The sequence below is a fragment of the Streptomyces sp. NPDC030840 genome (genome assembly GCF_055572015.1).
The window spans coordinates 22441-39461 of record NZ_JBVIEE010000016.1 but is presented as its reverse complement, the minus strand read 5'-3'; the positions used below and the strand labels follow the sequence as shown (position 1 = coordinate 39461).

11 protein-coding genes and 1 pseudogene are annotated in these 17021 nt (G+C 71.4%); 7 read left to right on the top strand and 5 right to left on the bottom strand.

Annotated features, from left to right (window positions below):
* The first annotated feature begins 164 nt into the window (after positions 1-164).
* A complete protein-coding gene (locus ACZ49J_RS29590; RefSeq protein ID WP_467453438.1) occupies positions 165-557 on the top strand; it encodes a hypothetical protein in 393 nt (130 codons plus the stop codon).
* Here ACZ49J_RS29590 and ACZ49J_RS29585 read toward each other — a convergent pair.
* Entirely contained in the window at positions 528-2261 is a 1734-nt protein-coding gene (locus ACZ49J_RS29585) for a DUF2264 domain-containing protein (RefSeq protein ID WP_467453440.1), read from the bottom strand. The two genes, ACZ49J_RS29590 and ACZ49J_RS29585, sit on opposite strands and share 30 nt — an antisense overlap.
* A 218-nt stretch (positions 2262-2479) precedes the next feature.
* A complete protein-coding gene (locus ACZ49J_RS29580) occupies positions 2480-3532 on the bottom strand; it encodes a rhamnogalacturonan acetylesterase (RefSeq protein WP_467453441.1) in 1053 nt (350 codons plus the stop codon).
* Positions 3533-3735: 203 nt separating this feature from the next.
* On the opposite strand from ACZ49J_RS29580, the gene ACZ49J_RS29575 reads away from it, so the two are divergent.
* On the top strand, positions 3736-5418 hold the full coding sequence (locus ACZ49J_RS29575) for a rhamnogalacturonan lyase B N-terminal domain-containing protein (RefSeq protein WP_467453442.1): 1683 nt from the start codon (positions 3736-3738) through the stop codon (positions 5416-5418).
* A gap of 15 nt (positions 5419-5433) precedes the next feature.
* Here ACZ49J_RS29575 and ACZ49J_RS29570 read toward each other — a convergent pair whose 3' ends face one another.
* Positions 5434-6846 (bottom strand): RICIN domain-containing protein, encoded by a 1413-nt coding sequence (locus ACZ49J_RS29570; protein WP_467453443.1) that lies wholly within the window; start codon positions 6844-6846, stop codon positions 5434-5436.
* 6 nt (positions 6847-6852) lie between these two features.
* Positions 6853-7953, bottom strand: coding sequence for a glycoside hydrolase family 43 protein (locus ACZ49J_RS29565; RefSeq protein ID WP_467453444.1), 1101 nt, complete (start codon positions 7951-7953; stop codon positions 6853-6855).
* A gap of 234 nt (positions 7954-8187) precedes the next feature.
* Here ACZ49J_RS29565 and ACZ49J_RS29560 point away from each other — a divergent pair, with 234 nt between their 5' ends.
* From ACZ49J_RS29560 to mmuM, 3 genes are all read left to right on the top strand, one after another.
* Positions 8188-10299: an autotransporter gene (locus ACZ49J_RS29560; RefSeq protein ID WP_467453445.1), complete on the top strand. Its 2112-nt coding sequence runs from the start codon at positions 8188-8190 to the stop codon at positions 10297-10299.
* Between the two features lie 118 nt (positions 10300-10417).
* Positions 10418-11263, top strand: coding sequence for a phosphotransferase (locus ACZ49J_RS29555; protein ID WP_467453446.1), 846 nt, complete (start codon positions 10418-10420; stop codon positions 11261-11263).
* 111 nt (positions 11264-11374) lie between these two features.
* Positions 11375-12301, top strand: coding sequence for a homocysteine S-methyltransferase (gene mmuM / locus ACZ49J_RS29550; protein WP_467453447.1), 927 nt, complete (start codon positions 11375-11377; stop codon positions 12299-12301).
* Positions 12302-12457: 156 nt separating this feature from the next.
* On the opposite strand, the gene ACZ49J_RS29545 is transcribed toward mmuM, so the two are convergent.
* A complete protein-coding gene (locus ACZ49J_RS29545) occupies positions 12458-14095 on the bottom strand; it encodes a carboxylesterase/lipase family protein (protein ID WP_467453449.1) in 1638 nt (545 codons plus the stop codon).
* Between the two features lie 159 nt (positions 14096-14254).
* On the opposite strand from ACZ49J_RS29545, the pseudogene ACZ49J_RS29540 reads away from it, so the two are divergent.
* A pseudogene (locus tag ACZ49J_RS29540) lies at positions 14255-14442 on the top strand (substrate-binding domain-containing protein); the annotation flags it as partial.
* Between the two features lie 730 nt (positions 14443-15172).
* Complete coding sequence (locus ACZ49J_RS29535; protein WP_467453482.1) at positions 15173-16798, top strand: alkaline phosphatase family protein; 1626 nt, start codon at positions 15173-15175, stop codon at positions 16796-16798.
* Positions 16799-17021 lie beyond the last annotated feature (223 nt).

Here is a 17021-nt window from a genome sequence, read left to right as displayed (position 1 = left end):
CTGCCGGGACACGGCGCCCGGGACGCCGGCCACGAACGGCCGTCCCATCGACCTTACTCCCGTCGCCCCCGCAGCGCCGTCCCACCCCGGGGCAGGCCCCGTCGGCGGCGGCTGGGGCTGGGGGTGCAGTGCGCCCCGCGAGGCGAAGGCGGTGGCGTACCCAGGTGGCGGTCGCCTTCCTCAGGAACCGCGGCACCCCCGCGGGCAAGCCGGTCTGCCTGACCAGCGCCAAGGGCACGGAGCACGTCAACGTCCGCGTCGCCCCGTACGGCAAGGACCGGCTCCTCGTCTCCTGGGAGTCGCTGAAGAACGCGACGTGCGCGAGCGGAACCTGCACGGGCACCTTCACCGGCACCCACTTCCGTCTCGTCGACTGGAACGGCGAGGTCCAAGGCGCCGACAAGGTCGTCGTGGCGCGCCTCACCGGGGACGTCGCGGTGCTCAAGGACGGAACGCTCACCCGGGCGTACGTCCCGGTCACCCCGGCCTGCACGGCTCCCCTCACGGGGCCGTCCCCGACCGCCACGTCACTGCGGATCGCCCGCCCCACGCCCTGAGGTTCGGACGCCCCCGACCACGACCGTCCCGTCCTCCAGCCGGGCCCGCGCCTCGGCGCCACTGCTCCAGCGGACGTGCATCTCGTCCGTCCCGTCCACGCGCACGGAGACGAGCTCCTCCAGGGGCGCGGGGCCCGGCTCGCCGGTCAGGCGGGCGAGGGCCACGAAGAGCGTGCCGTCGGCCGTGGTGACACCAGCCGGACCCTCCGGCGAGTCCGACAGGCCGTGGACGGGCCGGAGTTCGGCCCGTACGCCGTCCCTCGCCGCCCATCCCGTGATCCGCACCGAGGTACCCTCGGGCGCTCCCGACACACGGAACGCCCGTACCTCCGCCGCGCCCTCGACCAGCACGAGACTCGTGACGCGGGCGCCGGACGCCGCCGTGTGGCGCGAGGCCGCCCAGCCCTCGCCCACCCCCAGCGGCTCGATACCGGTGCGGCTCGGGTCGTCGCCCACGATCACGCTGTTGTCGTACGCCGCCGACGGCTGCGTCACCGTCGAGTACGCGAGCCGCGTGTAGTAGGGGTCGTAGCGGACGTCCTCGCTGCCGTGGTTGTGGAGGCGGACCAGACCGTCCGAACGGGTCGACTGCAGGAGCCAGTTGGGCGGGCCCACGGGCCGCACCGTGTCCGTCCGCTCCACCGGTCCTGGCTCCTCCCGCGCGGTCCACACCTCGTGGTCCGGCGGCAGCAGCAGGCCGAGGAAGCCCTTGCTCGCCCAGTACGGGGAGGCGGGGCCCGAATAACCCTGCAGCACGGCCGGGTCGGGTCCGTGCCAGCCCAGTGTGAGCAGGCCGCGGTCGTCCACGGCGCCGCGGTCGAGGAAGTACCTCAGCGCGCCCGACGCCAGCCGACGCGTCTGCCCCGGCGGCAGCGGCGTACGGCCCGTGAGGGCGCCCAGCCACAGGGGCGCGGTGGTCGCGAAGCGGTACGTCAGGGAGCGGCCCTGGTGCATGGGGGCGCCGTCGCCGCCGAACAGGTGGGCGTAGTCCGCGAGGTGGGTCGAGAGACGGTCGCCGTAGAGGTCCAGCAGCCGTTCGTCCTCCTCCAGCCAGGCGTGCAGCACCGGGTACAGGTGCATCGCCCAGCCGTTGTAGTAGTCGAACTTCCGGCCGTCGCCGTCGGTGTACCAGCCGTCGCCGAGGTACCACTGCTCGATGCGTTCCAGGCCGCGGTCGATCGCCCGCCGGGACGCCTCCGCCTCGTGGCCGACCTCGGCGAGGAACCCGCCGACCGTCACCGGGAACAGCTCCCAGTTGCAGGGCCAGGCCTCGGCCGTGAGAGCGTCACCGAGCCAGGCCGCCGCGCGCTGCCGTACGGCGTCGTCGAGCCGGTCCCACAGCAGGGGGCGGGTGAGCCGCAGCGCGAGCGCGATCGACGCCGCTTCCACCAGAGGCTGGCGGCGGTCCTCGATGCGCGGCCAGACGCCCGACACTCCGGCCGCGAGACCGTCCCCGTACCGCTGGAGCGCCTTCTCGTCCCGCCGGAAGGCCGCCAGCAGCAGCGTACGGGCATACCCCTCCAGCCCGTCGGAGAGCCGCCCGGACCAGCTCGTGCGGTCGCCGGGCAGGTGGTACAGGGCGCCGTCGGCGCTCGCGTACGGCTCCACCGCGGCGAGCAGCGAGTCGGCGGCGGCCTCCCAGTGGGCGCGGGTGTAGCCGGTGTGGGGGCTGAGGGCGCGGTCTTCGTCGGGCGCAGAAGGCATCGAGGGCTTCCTGAAGTTCGTCAGTTCACGGCAGGCGAGCTGGAAAGATCCGGTGCGGTACAGCGCGCCCCATCAGGGGCGCGGGGCTGTGTCAATATGCGGCTCCGCCGCGTGGGCGCGACCAGCCACAACGAACGCGCACTTTGAAAGCCGGCCCAACCAGCGGAGCGCAAAGGCCTGGGGCGCCCCGGTTCCGGTCGAGGCGCCCCAGGGGCTCATCACATCCGCACCCTGCCCTCCGGCACCAGGTGCTGGGCGACGAGTTCGTCGCGGACGAGGCCCGCGTAGACCGTCGCGCCGTGGACGGAGGTGTGCGTGTTGTCGCGCTTCTCGTTGTACAAGTACACCGACTTGGACGCCTCCACACCCAGCGATTCGACGAGGGCCTTCGTCTTCGCCGTCAGATCGATCAGGGGGACGTCCCTGTCCGCCGCGACCGAGCGGGTGACCGCCGGGTGGTCCACGCCGAGGCCGTTCACGAGCAGCGCGGTGTTGTTGTTCAGTGTGCCGTCCGCGTTGAACCACCGGCGGACGATCGGGGTAACCAGGACCGGTTTCCCGCCCTTCTCGCGGACACCCGCCACCAGTGTCTCCAGGTTCGCCCGGTATGTGGCCTCGTCGGTCTGCTTGTCGTTGTGGGCGAGCTGGATGAGGACGAGGTCACCGCGGCGGATCAGCGGCTGGACGGTGCCCCACAGCTGGGGGCTCGCGAGGTAGGACACCGTGCTCTCGCCGGAGTCGGCGTAGTTGGTGACGGACACGCCCTTGCGGAGGTACCGCGGGAGCTGCTGGCCCCAGCCGGAGTACGGGTCGCCGGGCTGGTCGCACACCGTGGAGTCGCCGACGAGGAGGATCTGCCGGGCGTGCCGGGCCGGGCTCACGCGGATGTCCGCGAGCGCGGGCGCCGAGCCGCCGAGCACGAGGTCCAGGCCGGGCGTTCCCTCGGTGCCGGTCGGCTCGCCCTCGGGAGTGCGGACGTTGACGGTGAAGCTGCGGGCCACCCGCTGCCCCGCCGCCGTGGCCGTCTCCGGCAGGAGCGAGCGCCGGGTCTCACCGCCGATGCTCGTGCTCGCCGCGCCGTCACCGCCGAGGAGAACCGTCACGTCGTACGTACCGGGCGCCACGTCGAAGTGGCAGGCGGCCGCGGTGCAGTTCTCCAGACCCAGCCCCGGACCCAGTCCCGGGCGCCCCTGATGCGCCTGCGCCGGTACGGCCGACAGGGCGGCGCCCAGGGTCGCCGCGGTCAGCGCGGCGACGGTGAAACGTCTCATTGCGGCTCCTCGGACGAACGACAAGGCCTGGCCGCTGGACCGTACCGCGTCTGACAAGCGCTTTCTAGATGTCGGCGGTTTTTCACACCACAGCCAACTTCCTCAGCGTGAAAGCCCTTTCGCGAAATCGATTCAACTGTCACCCTTCCGATCACCCGCACTCCCCCCCTCCCCCACACACACGCCTCCGGAGGAGACCTCACATGTCCAGCCACCCCCACTCCGGCAGACCCCTCGGCCGCCGCGGCTTCGTCCTCGGCGCGAGCGCGAGCGCCGCGGGCGCGGCCCTCGCCGGCCCGCTGTCCGGCACCGCGCGGGCCGCGGGCTTCGGCTACACCGACGACGGCTCGAACTACGTGATCGACACCGGCGCCAACCTCGTCTTCAAGGTCGGCAAGTCCAACGGCGACCTGACCTCGCTCGTCTACCGGGGCACGGAGTACCAGGGCTACGGCGGCATGAACTCGCACATCGAGTCCGGCCTCGGCAGCTCGACCGTCACCGTCAGGCAGTCCGGCTCGACGATCCTGGTGAGCGTCGCGTACGGCACGCTGAGGCACTACTACGCCGCCCGCAGCGGCGAGAACAACGTCTACCTGTGGACCAACAAGGCCGACTCCTCCGTCTCCGCGACCCGTTACATCGTGCGCGTCAGGAAGGGCCTGTTCCTCAACGACGAGCCCGACTCCTACACGTACACGAACAGCACCATCGAGGCCTCGGACGTGTTCGCGAAGTCCGACGGCCAGACCCGCTCGAAGCACTACTCGAAGCTCCGTGTGATGGACTACGACTACATCGGCTGGAGCAGCGGCGGCGTCGGACTGTGGATCGTGCGCAGCAACCACGAGAAGGCGTCCGGCGGCCCGTTCTACCGCTCCCTGCTGCGGCACCAGAGCGCGGACGGCGGCGGCCTGTACGAGATCCTCTACTACGGCCAGAACCAGACCGAGGCCCAGCGCTTCGGCCTCCAGGGCCCGTACGTCATCGCCTTCACGGACGGCGGCGCACCCTCCTCGTCGCTGTTCCCGGGCACGCTGACCACCTCGTGGGCGGACTCGCTCGGCATCTCCGGGTACGTCGGCGCGAGCGGCCGGGGCCGGGTCGCGGGCGTCGGCATCACCGGGCGCGACACGGCGTACCCGTACACGGTCGGGCTCGCCAACTCCGCGGCGCAGTACTGGGGTTCGGCGCGGGCGTCCGACGGCTACTTCTCGATCTCCGGGATCCTTCCGGGGACGTACACGCTGACGGTCTTCAAGCGTGAACTGGCCGTGCACACCCAGACGGTGACGGTGACGGCGGGCGGGACGACGACGCTGAACTCGATCGCGATCCCCTCCTCCAACGACCCCGCCAACGCGAACGCGATCTGGCGCATCGGCACCTGGGACGGCACACCCCGTGGGTTCAAGAACGCCGACCTGATGACGTACGCCCACCCGTCCGATGTCCGCGCCGCGTCCTGGACCGGCAACGTGGTGATCGGCAACAACGAGACGGCGTCCTTCCCCTGCTACCTCTGGAAGGACGTCAACAGCGGCATCCTCGTGTACTTCAGGCTGACCGCGGCCCAGGCGGCCGCCGCGCACACCCTGCGCATCGGGGTGACGACGGCGTACGCGAACGGCCGCCCGCGGGTCACGGTCAACGACACCTGGACGTCGGCCATCCCCTCGCCGCCCACCCAGCCGAACACCCGGTCGCTGACCAACGGTTCCTACCGCGGCAACAACCACACGTTCACCTACAGCGTCCCGGCGTCCGCCTGGAAGACGGACACCGGCCAGTACAACGTGCTCCGGATCGACGTAGTGAGCGGGTCGGGGACGACCGGCTTCCTCAGCGCGGGCACGGCGGTCGACGCGATCGACCTGCTCGCCTGACCACCTCACGAAGGGTCACGTCCCCCGTGTCCACTGCTGGTTCGTGCCGCCGTTGCACGCGTACGTGATGACGGCGGCCGAGTCGGCGGTGGACGCGCCGTTCACGTCCAGGCACTTCCCTGTCGCGCGGGACTTGACGTTCAGGTAGGAGCCGGTGGTGGTGAGGGACCACTGCTGGTTCGTCGCCGAGGAGTTGCAGTTCTGCTGGGTGACGTTGGTGGCGTTCTCCTGCACGCACAGCGAGCTGCCCCGCACCATCAGCTGGTAGTAGCCGCTGCCGACGGACTTGAACCAGTACTTCTGGTTGTTGCCGCCGTTGCACGTGTACTGCTTGATCTGGGCGCCCGCCCACAGGGACTGGCTGGTGACGTCGGCGCACTTGGAGGAGTGGCGGGCGATCAGCGTGTTGTAGGTGGCGGACGTGCCGCTGATCGTGCCCGCGGCCGTGTCGATGGTGACCTCCGGCGACCAGGACATGGACATCGTCGTCGAGGTCGGGAAGGACAGCGGCAGCCACACGTAACGGGAGTCGTTGACGGTGCCGCCGAAGGAGTTGCCCCAGCGGTCGCCCATGTAGAGGTACGAGGTGCCCGAACTGCCCTGCACGGGAAGGACGTACGCGGTCTGTGAGCCGAACGTCGTCGAGTCGCCGACGTTGGTCATGGCGGTCCAGGGGCCCGCGATGTTGGTGGCGGTGGCGTACTGCTGCTGGTTGGGGTTCCAGCCGGTCGCGCCCGAGGTCAGCATGAAGTAGACGCCGTTCCGCTTGAACAGGGCCGGGGCCTCGCGGTGGCCGCCGTGCCACGGGTCGGCGACGAGGCTCGCGATGCCGGTGTAGTCGGGGTTGAGCCGGTAGATCTGCAGGTCGTAGTTCTCGCGGGCCGCGGAGATCATGTAGCCGGCGCCGTCGGTGTCCACGAAGACCGTGATGTCACGGGACATGTGCTGGCCGAGCGGGCGGAAGCTGCCCTGCCAGGTGTAGTTGCCGTCGACGGTGTCGGAGACGGCGACGGCGGCGCGGGCCTCGCTGTAGTCGGTGCCGTTCTCCTTGTGCATCCACATCACGAACTTGCCGGTGGACGCGTTGTACATGACCTTCGGGCGCTCGATGTTGGCCGTGGCCAGCTCGGAGGCGCTGGACTGGGTCAGGACGTGGTTGCGGAACTCCCAGTTCTTCAGGTCCGTGGAACGGTAGGCGTCCACGTACCGGAAGGTGTTGTCGGCGTTGCGGTTCTCGCCGAACCAGTAGTAGTAGGAGCCGACCTTGATGACTCCGCCGCCGTGGGCGTGCACGGGGTTGCCCGAGGTGTCGGTGAACTGCGTGCCGTTGGTGATGGTCTGCGGCGCCGCCTGCGCGGGGCCGGCCGTGGCCAGCGCCGCGGCCAGTGCCAGGCAGAGGGCGAGGAGGATCGCGTACGCGCGTCTCATGGTGGATCACGCTCCCCGGGAGCCGTGGGTGAGGGTGTCGGCGACCGGGATGCCGAAGTCCGGTGTGCCGTCGGCCTTCCAGCCGAGCCGCTGGATGCGGGTGTGGCGGTTGGGGTCGCTCAGCGGGTCCCCGACGATCTCCTTGTACTGACGGGCGTGGTAGACGAGGACGTCGGTGCGGCCGTCCTCGGCGACCGTGAAGCAGCTGTGGCCCGGGCCGTACTGCTTGGTGGTGTCGTTGCTGGTGAAGACCGGGGTCGGGGACTTCGACCAGTTCGCGGGGTTCATGAGGTCGGCGTCGGCGTCGACGGTGAGCAGGCCGAGGCAGTAGTTGAAGTCGGTCGCGCTGGCCGAGTACGACATGAACAGGCGGTCGCCCCGCTTGATGACCGACGGCCCTTCGTGGACCTTGAAGCCGATGGTCTCCCAGGCGTACTCCGGTGTGCTGAGCCGCACGTGAGGACCGGTCAGGGTCAGCGGGTCGGCCATCTTCGACAGCCACACCGCCGTGTTGTTGTCCATGCCGGGCTCGTGCTGGGCCCAGGCGAGGGTGGGGGTCCCCCCGCTCGAGCGAAGCCGAGAGTGGGGGAGGGTGCCACGGTGGGTGAAGGTGGTGGCGTCCAGGGAGAAGGTCTCCCAGGCGGTCTTGAGCTGGCCTCGCTCGACCCAGGTGCCCTTGAAGGGGTCGGGGTGGGAGTTCTCCAGGACCCAGATGCGGATCGCCCAGATGTCCTCGGCGGGCGCGGAGGCGAAGTAGATGTACCACTTGCCGTCGATGTGGTGGATCTCCGGCGCCCAGATGTGCGCGCCCATGACGCCGGTCGCGTGCTTGCGCCAGATGACGGCCTCGTCGGCGGTCGCGATGCCGCGCAGGGTGCGGGATCTGCGCAGGATGATCCGGTCGTACTCGGGGGACGTGGCCGTGAAGTAGTAACGGCGGTCGGTGTGGCGGTGGATGTGGGGGTCGGCGCGGTTGCGGACCAGCGGGTTGACGTACGGGGCGGCCGCGCCCGCGCTCGCCGGGGAACTCGCGGCCTGCGCCACGCCCGGTATCGCGGTGAGGGCGCCGGCGGCCAGGGCGCCCTTCAGCAGCAGTCGTCGGCTCATGTGCACTGCCTCTCGGAGTGGGGGGGTGACACAGGAGACACAAAAGAGAACAGAAATGTTCGGCATACCGCACAACTTCTGTCATTCCGAACGCCGAAAAGGTAAGGGCGTGTTACGGCAAGGTCAACGGGTCGGACGCGACGAACACGCGGCGAGGGACCGGCGAGGCCCGCGATGCGGAAGGTGACCCTGAAATTTCTGTTATCGGCCCCGGCCCCGGCCCGTCTCCTCCACGTGCACAGCAGCCTCCCCCACAAGACAGCGGCATCCGCCGGAGCCCTCGCGGTGGTCGCCGTCCTCCTCGGCGCCCCGACCGCGTCCGCCGCCGGGCCACGTGACGTGACCGCCGACGTACTGGCGGACCGGAACGTGACGCTCGACGGCGACACGGTGGTGACCGTGCCGCCCGGAACGACCACGTACGACGGCGTGTTCAGCGGCACCGGAACCCTCACCGTGCGCGGCACCGGCACGCTGATCCTCACGAAGGACAGCGACTTCACGCTGCCGAGGTCCCGGCAGCGGCAGACGGTGAGGACGCAGGGCGGGAACCACCCGTACGTCACCGTGACCAACCCGGACCCGCCCTCCGTGACCGTCGCGAAGGGCGCCACCCTCCAGTACGGCAACGGCGGCACCACCGGGCTGATCGGCCACTTCCCGTACAACACCCCGGCGTTCCGGCTCAACCAGGACAACATCCGGGTCGACGGCACCCTGCGGCTCTCCCTGACGAGCGCCTACAACCTGGGCACCATCAGCGGCTCCGGGCTGGTGACCCAGCCGAGGTTCCTCTGGGGCAGCTGGGCCCTGTCGGGCACCCACCCCTTCTCCGGGGTGATCGACAACGGCACGCAGGTGAACGCCGGAGCTCCCGAGTTCGCGACCTCGCTGCCGAACGTCCGCAAGGTCCTCAACCAGGGCACCTGGACCGTGGACACCCCGCTGGGCCAGACCGTCACCATGGGCATGGACTTCTACCAGCGCGAGTACGGCAGCGACATCAACGTCCAGTCACGGCCGGGCAGCAAGGTGATCCTCACGGGCCAGTACAGCTGGTCGAACCAGGGCGGCGACACCAACCCCTCGCTCAGCGATCCGGCCCTGAACTGGACGCCCGCGCGCAAGAACGTCAACAAGCGCGGCACCAACATCAAGGGCGCCAACGTCCAGTGGGGCGACGGGACGACGAACCGGATCTTCATGCCGGGGACCGCCGAGACGGTCTACATCAACCTCCTGGCGGCCCGGTCCCGTTCACTGCTGACGTTCGACTACAACGGCCCGGTGACGCTGGGCGCCCCCATCGGCGGCGGCAGGTTCCACGACACGCTGTCCGCGCCCGGCGCCGGGGACATCGTCATCAAGGGCACCAGGGGCAACGACGTCACCTTCGCCGCCGTCCAGTACTACAACGGCTCGACGACGGTCGAGAAGGGCGCCGTGCTCCGGCTGGGGTCCGGCAAACGCGGCGGCGACGGCGGGCTGTACACCAAGGGCGACCTCTACAAGGTCGTCAACAACGGGTCGCTCGTGCTGAACAACCGAAGCAAGGCACTGTCCCTGTCCCGCATCAGCGGCAGCGGATCGCTCACCCAGGCCGGGGCCGCGACGACGACCCTGACGGGCGGCGCCGTGACGTACACGGGAACGACGACGGTCAGGAAGGGAACGCTGGCGCTGCGGTCCGGGGCGACGCTCGCCCGGAGCAGGGCCATCCGCCTCACCACGAGCGGGGCGAAGCTCGACGTCGGCACTACGGCACTGAAGGTGACAACCTCGCTGTCCGGCAAGGGCACGGTGAAGGGCTCGGTGACGAACCAGGGCGAGGTCGCTGGCGGGCTCACCGTGACGGGTGACTACACGCAGAGCGCCAAGGGTGAACTCGCCCTGCGCACCAAGCCGTTGAAGGTGTCGGGCAAGGTCGCGCTGGCGGGGGGACTCGACGTCTCGGGCGTCGGCGACGAGCCCGCGCGGAAGATCACCGTCATCGACCACAAGGGCGGGGCCCGCACCACGGGCACGTTCACCGGTCTGCGCGAGGGCGCCGGGGTGAAGCTCGCCGGCACCACGTACCGGATCAGCTACCGCGGGGGCGACGGCAACGACGTCGTGCTGACCTCCGCCACCACCGCCCGTGCCGGCGGAAGCGCCCGCCTCGACGCGGCCTCCCCCGACGCGGCGAAGGACACCACCCGCAACGCGAGCGCCGACGACGACGGGCTCGGCTGGTGGCCGTACGCGCTGGCCGTCGGGCTGATCAGCGGGCTGGCGGCGCCGGTGGCACGGCGTGCGCGCGGACGCGGCGGGCGGCGCGGCGGAGGACGGCACGCCGCACACGGGTGACTGGACCGCGTCGGCCGGCCGGTGGGTGGACGGGGGTCGTCACCGGCCGGCCGGCGCCTGGGATGCCGAGCCGAGGGCCCGGCCCCCGTGGGGCGGACCTGGCGGTAACGTGACCGGAATGACGGCGGAGGGCGGGGAAGCGGAGAGCGCGGCGGCGGACAGCGGGCCGGCGGACGGCGAAACGCTGGTCGGCGGAAAGCTGAACGCGGGCGCGGTCTTCCGCCGGGGTTCGTGGGTGGACCGGCCGGCGCCGCCCCACGCGCCAGCCCTGCACGCGCATCTCCGCGCGCTCAGACAGCACGGGTTCGACGCGGCTCCCGTCCCGGTCCGCCTCACCGCCGACGGCCGTGAGCACCTGACCTTCATCCCCGGGGACGTGGCGCTGCCGCCCTTCCCCCGCTGGGCGCTGACCGCCACCGCCCTGGAATCGGTGGGGAAGCTGCTGCGGCGCCTGCACGACGCGGGCGCCTCCGTCACGACCGACACGGACACCGACTGGCCCCGGGACATGGCCGACCCGGAGGGCGGAACGGTGCTGTGCCACAACGACGTCTGCCCGGAGAACGTCGTCTTCCGCGACGGCCGTGCCGCCGCCCTGATCGATTTCGATCTAGCCGCTCCGGGCCGCCCCGTGTGGGACGTCGCCGTGACCGCCCGCTACTGGGTCCCCCTGGTCGACCCCGCGTCGGCGGCCTTCGCGTACCCCGGCGGGCTGGACGCACCGTCACGGCTGCGGATCCTCGCCGACGGCTACGGCCTTTCGCGGCAGGAGCGCGCGGAACTTCCCGGCGTCGTCGAACAGGCCGCCGACACGTGCCGGGCCTTCGTGGCCGGCCGCGTGGCCGACGGTGACCCCGTCTTCGCCCGGGCGGTGGCCGAGCGCGGTGGCTGGGAGCGCTGGGACCGCATACGGGACTGGCTGGCGGACCGGCGCGAGACGTTCACGAGGGCGTTGCTGGACTGACCGCCCTTCGGGAGTGGCCGGATCGCATTCCGGCGTCCCACATGACGGTCATTCTGTTCGCCACGTGGACACAGTCCGGTGCCGTGCCCTTCTTCGACTAGCGTCATTGGCATGACCGGCGACACCACCCGCGCCACCCTCGTCGACGCCCTCGCCTCCGGCGGTCCGCTCGTCCTCGACGGCGGCATGTCCAACCAGCTAGAGTCCGCGGGCCACGACCTCAGCGACGAGCTGTGGTCGGCCCGGCTCCTCGCCGAGTGCCCCGAGGCGATCACGGAGGCCCACCTCGCCTACTACGAGGCGGGCGCGGACGTGGCGATCACCTCCAGCTACCAGGCGACGTTCGAGGGTTTCGCGAAGCGCGGGATCTCCCGTGAGCGGGTGGCCGAACTCCTCGGTCTGAGCGTGGAGCTGGCACGCGAGGCGACCCGGCGGGTCAAGGACACCTCGCGCCCCCTCTGGGTGGCCGCGTCCGTCGGGCCGTACGGGGCGATGCTCGCGGACGGCTCGGAGTACCGGGGCCGCTACGGGCTCACCGTCTCCGAGCTGGAGGCTTTCCACCGCCCGCGCCTGGAGGCCCTCGCCGCGGCCGGTCCTGACGTCCTCGCCGTGGAGACCGTCCCCGACGCCGAGGAGGCCGAGGCGCTGCTCCGGGCGGTCCGCGGGCTGGGCGTGCCCGCGTGGCTGTCGTACACGGTCGCCGGGGACCGCACCCGTGCCGGTCAGCCGCTGGAGGAGGCGTTCGCTCTCGCTGCCGACGTGGACGAGATCGTCGCGGTCGGCGTGAACTGCTGTGCCCCCGAGGACGCTGACGGCGCCGTGGCCACGGCCGCGCGGGTGACGGGTAAGCCGGTCGTGGTGTACCCGAACAGCGGGGAGGCCTGGGACGCCGGGGCCCGTGCGTGGGCCGGCCGTTCCACGTTCGCGCCCGAGCAGGTGACCGGCTGGTCGCGGGCGGGGGCGCGGCTGATCGGTGGGTGCTGCCGGGTGGGGCCGGGGGCGATCGCAGGGATCGCGGGGGCCCTGCGCGGGGCGTAAGGGCGTGATGTCGCCCCCGCCGCCCCTGAATAATCAGCCCGTCCGGCGTTTGAGGACGAGGCCGAAGGCCGATACGCGGGGGTCTGGGGGCGCAGCCCCCAGGGATGGGACGGGTAGGGGCGGCGGGGGCGAAACAACTCCCCCTCCTCCCCAGCGTCACCGTCGGCGAAAGCGCCGGACGGCCGACCGCGCTGCCGTACCACGCAGCGCCGGGGCCGGCGACGGATCGCCGGACCGGAGGGAAGCGACCCTCGGCGACCGCGCCAAGTCAGCCCGCCACAGGGCGAGTTCGCGGTCGTACGGCCCGTGCACGACCTCCGGACCCGAGCCGTCGGGTCCGTCGAACACCCGCACCGGATGCGACGCGTCCCACGCCTGCCACCCCGGATCCCCGTCCGCCGCGAACCGCACCCACGCCCCGTGCATCGCCTCGGAGAGCTCCCGCGGAGCGCCCTCGCCCGCGAGCTTGACCGACGCGGGCACGTCGCCGGTGTCGAAGACGAAGCCCAGCTCCAGGGCGTGGCAGGCGCCGAGGCCGGGCACGTTCGAGGGCCAGGCGAACTCGTAGACGTACGACGGGGCATGGGCGCGGCCCACGTGCGCGTCCGCGAGCCGGTGCAGCGGCACCCGCAGCAGGTGGTCGGTGACCATCTGCCCGGCGAGCTCGGCGGTACCGGCGTCGGGGTGGAGTTCGCGGTAGCCGCGGGAGACCTCGGGGCCGCAGTGGCAGCGGGCGCGGGCTCCGGCCAGGGCGACCGCGCCGAGCCGGTCGACACGATCGTGGAGCCCGCCGGGGACCAGCCACAGGCGGTACTCCTCGCTGGTCCAGCCCATGAGGAGCTCGACGTCGTGCCCCGGGCCGCCGCCGTTGTCGTCGAGGAGGGCCTGGAGGGGGTCGCGGGGCACGATGTCGCCGTCGACGACGATGCCGAAGGCGGGGCCGCCGAGAACAGGGCCGCTGAGCCGGCCGGCCTCGGCCTGGGCCGCGGCGAGGGCGGCCCGGTCCACCTCGGCGAAGGCGGTGGCCGTCGCGGGGACCTTCAGCCGGGCCGCCATCCGGCGGACCATGCGCCGCACCTTGTCGCGGTCGGTGGCCTCCGGCGGCCCGCTCTGCAGGACGGCCCGCCGGAACAGCCCCCGGGCGCGGGGACCGGCGATCAGCGCGCCGACGCTGATGGCTCCCGCGGACTGGCCGGCGACGGTCACGCGGTCCGGGTCGCCGCCGAACTCCGCGATGGCGCCTTGCACCCACTCCAGCGCGGCGAGCTGGTCGCGCAGGCCCGGGTTGGCCGGGGCGTCGGGGAACAGGCCGTAACCCTCGACACCCAGCCGGTAGTTGATCGAGACGAGCACGACACCGTCCCGGGCGAAGGCGTGTCCGTCGTAGACGGGGACGGCGGACGAGCCGCGGGTGAGGGCGCCGCCGTGGATCCACACGAGCACCGGGAGGCGGGCCCCTCGGCCCGGCTCCGGCGTCCACACGTTGAGGTTGAGGAAGTCGTCGCCCGGCACGACCGGGTCGGACAGGAGCCGGGCGAACACCTCCGAGTACGGCGGCTTCGGCGGCGTCGGCCCGAAGGTGCCCGCGTCGCGCACGCCGTCCCAGGGCTCGGGCGGCACGGGCGGCCGGAACCGGCGGGGGCCGACGGGCGGCGCGGCGTACGGGATGCCCCGGTAGACCGCGATCCCGCGTTCGTACCGGCCGCGCACGCTGCCGTAAGGGGTACGGACCACAGGCCCCGGCCGGTCTGCCGCCCCTGTGGTGCCTGTGGTCCCCGTGGTCCCAGCCGTCATGCGCCCGCCAGCTCCTCGCACTCGCGAACCGTCGTTGACGTCAGAGCATCGCACCACCTCCGGATATTCCGGGCGGGCGCCGCCACCGGGCGGCTATTTGGCGTACGTCAGGGTGCCGAAGCCCAGCTGGTCGTAGCCGCCGCTGGTGGAGCCGTAGTCGACGACCTGCCGGAGGCCCGCTGGGCCTCCCCCGGCCTCACCACGGTCCGCCGGCCCTGTCGGAGATGGCGGCGACGGCGCTGCGTCTACTCGTGCGGCTGATGGCCGGCGAGCAACTGGAGGGCATGCGAACGGAGTTGTCGACGCGACTGGTGGAGCGGGCGAGTACGGGGGCGCCGCGGCGGTGAGGAACCGCAGTCCGACCGGCGGTGAGGTGGCTCCCGTCCTCGACGTACACCTGCCCTACACGTGCCCGAACACCCGCCCGTACAAAGGAATGGCAACCCGGTGAACGGAAGGAGTCGTCGCCCCGTACCGTGAGTGGCGGTCCCCGCCTTCGGGCCCGGTCCGTAGTACCACCGCACGGTTTCCATGGAAGGACCTCCGGGTTTGTCGCACACACGCACTTCGCAGCTTCCGGCAACGGACCACGAAGAGGCCACCGCGCAGGAGCGATCACCCGACGCGGACAGCGCCGCCCCGAGTGAGCCGGAGAACAGTGCGTCCAGCGAGGGCGGCTCCAGCGAGCCCGCCGACGAGGACGGCGCGCGTACCCGGGGCGAGACGGACGGGGACGCCCCCGGCGTTACCGGGGCCGGTGGCCCGGTCGAGGCGGACGGGTGTACCTCCGAGGAGGCCGACGCGCGGACCGCCTCGGCGCCGGAGCCGACCGGGCGCCCCGACGAGGCGGCCGACGAGCCCGCGGCACACGGAGCGGAGGCGGCGCGGCCGTCCGAGCCGGACGCGTCCGACGACGAACCCGCGAAGTCGTCCACCCCGGACACCCCGGATGCCGCGGACGCCCCCGATGCCGCGCACGCCGCGTCCCCTGAGCCACCCACCCCCGAACCGTCCACCCCGGACACCTCCGACAACCACGCCCCCGTCGCCCGCGGTTGGCGCGCACGGCGCCCCGGGATGGCGCGGGCGCTGTCCTGGACCGTCACCGGGCTCGCGCTCGTGCTCGTGGTCGCCGTGCTGCTCCTGCCGAACGACGTCTCCAAGCTCGAACCGGAGAGGTTCCTGCGCATCCCGGCGGAAGGGATCCTCGGCGCCGCGCTGTTGCTCCTCCTGCCGCCGAGGACACGGAAGCTGATGGCGGTCGTCGTGGGCGTGGTGCTCGGGCTGCTGGTCATCCTGAAAGCCCTCGACATGGGCTTCTACTGGACCCTCGACCGCCCCTTCGACCTGGTGCTGGACTGGATCCTGCTCGACGACGCCCAGTCGTTCGTGAAGGACTCGTTCGGTGAGGGCGGCGCGCTGGCGGCGACGATCGGGCTGTTCGTGCTCCTGGGCGCCCTCGTCGTCCTCCTGGTGCTGTCGGTGCTCCGGCTGACCCGCGTCATGGTGCGCAACCGCCACACCACGGGCCGTACGCTGCTGATCCTCGGCACGGCCTGGATCACCTGCTCCACGCTGACCCTGGAGTTCTCCGGCGTGCCGGTCGCCTCGCACAGCGCGGCCACGCTCGTCGAGAACCGCTTCGAGGCGGTGCGCACGGGCCTGAAGGACGGGAAGGCGTTCGAGAGGCAGGCGGCCGTCGACGCCTTCGCCGACGTCCCGCCGGACCAGCTGCTGACCGGCCTGCGCGGCAAGGACGTCCTGATCACCTTCATCGAGAGCTACGGCCGCTCCGCGATCGACGACCCGCAGATGGGTGTGCCGCTGGGGAAGACGCTGGAGGAGAAGACGCAGCAGCTGAAGGACGCCGGGTACGCCTCCCGCAGCGGCTGGCTGCGCTCCCCCATCACGGGCGCGGGCAGCTGGCTGGGCCACTCCACGTTCCTGTCCGGTCTGTGGATCAAGAACCAGTCGCGGTACAACAACCTCGTCGCGAGCGACCGCCTCACTCTCACCGAGGCCTTCCGCCGCACCGGGGCCTGGCGCACGGTCGGCATCGTGCCGGGCACCCAGAAGGCCTGGCCGGAAGGAAAGTACTTCGGCCTGAACCACATCTACGACTCGGACGAACTTGGCTACAAGGGCCCGAAGTTCAGCTGGTCCACCATGCCCGACCAGTACACCCTGCAGGCCTTCGAGAAGCTGGAGCACGGCAAGAAGGACCGTAAGCCGATGATGGCGGAGATCATTCTGACCTCCAGCCACAACCCGTGGGCGCCGATCCCGAGCACGATCCCGGAGGACCAGGTCGGCGACGGCTCGGTGTACTACGACCTCCAGAAGAGGGAGGGCAAGAACCCGGAGGAGGTCTGGAAGGACGCCTCGAAGGTGCGCGACGAGTACCGCAAGTCCATCCAGTACTCGGTGACCAGCCTCGTCGACTACGTGACCAAGTACGGTTCGAAGGACACCGTCCTGGTCTTCCTCGGCGATCACCAGCCCAACAAGACGGTCACCGGCGAGAAGCCGAACTACGGCGTGCCGATCTCGATCGTCGCCCAGGACCCGAAGGTGCTGGACAAGATCTCCGACTGGGGCTGGACGGACGGCCTCAAGCCCGCCGACGACGCCCCCGAATGGCGCATGGACAAGTTCCGCGACCGCTTCATGACGGCGTTCGGCCCGGGCGGCGCGACTCCCTGAGTCGCACCCCGACAACTTCACCAAGCGCTCCCCCAACGGCCGGATTGGCAGATCTGGGCCACACGAGACGCCGTGACGACCTGGTCACGGCCGTCGGATGTGGCCCAGATCTGCCAATAGCTGTATTCGGCGACGATCCCGGCCTCACGAGCCACCTCTGTAACGCCTTTCGCGCCTCGTACCAAGAACGAGTGAAGTGCCACTGAGGGCTCTGACGGAAGGA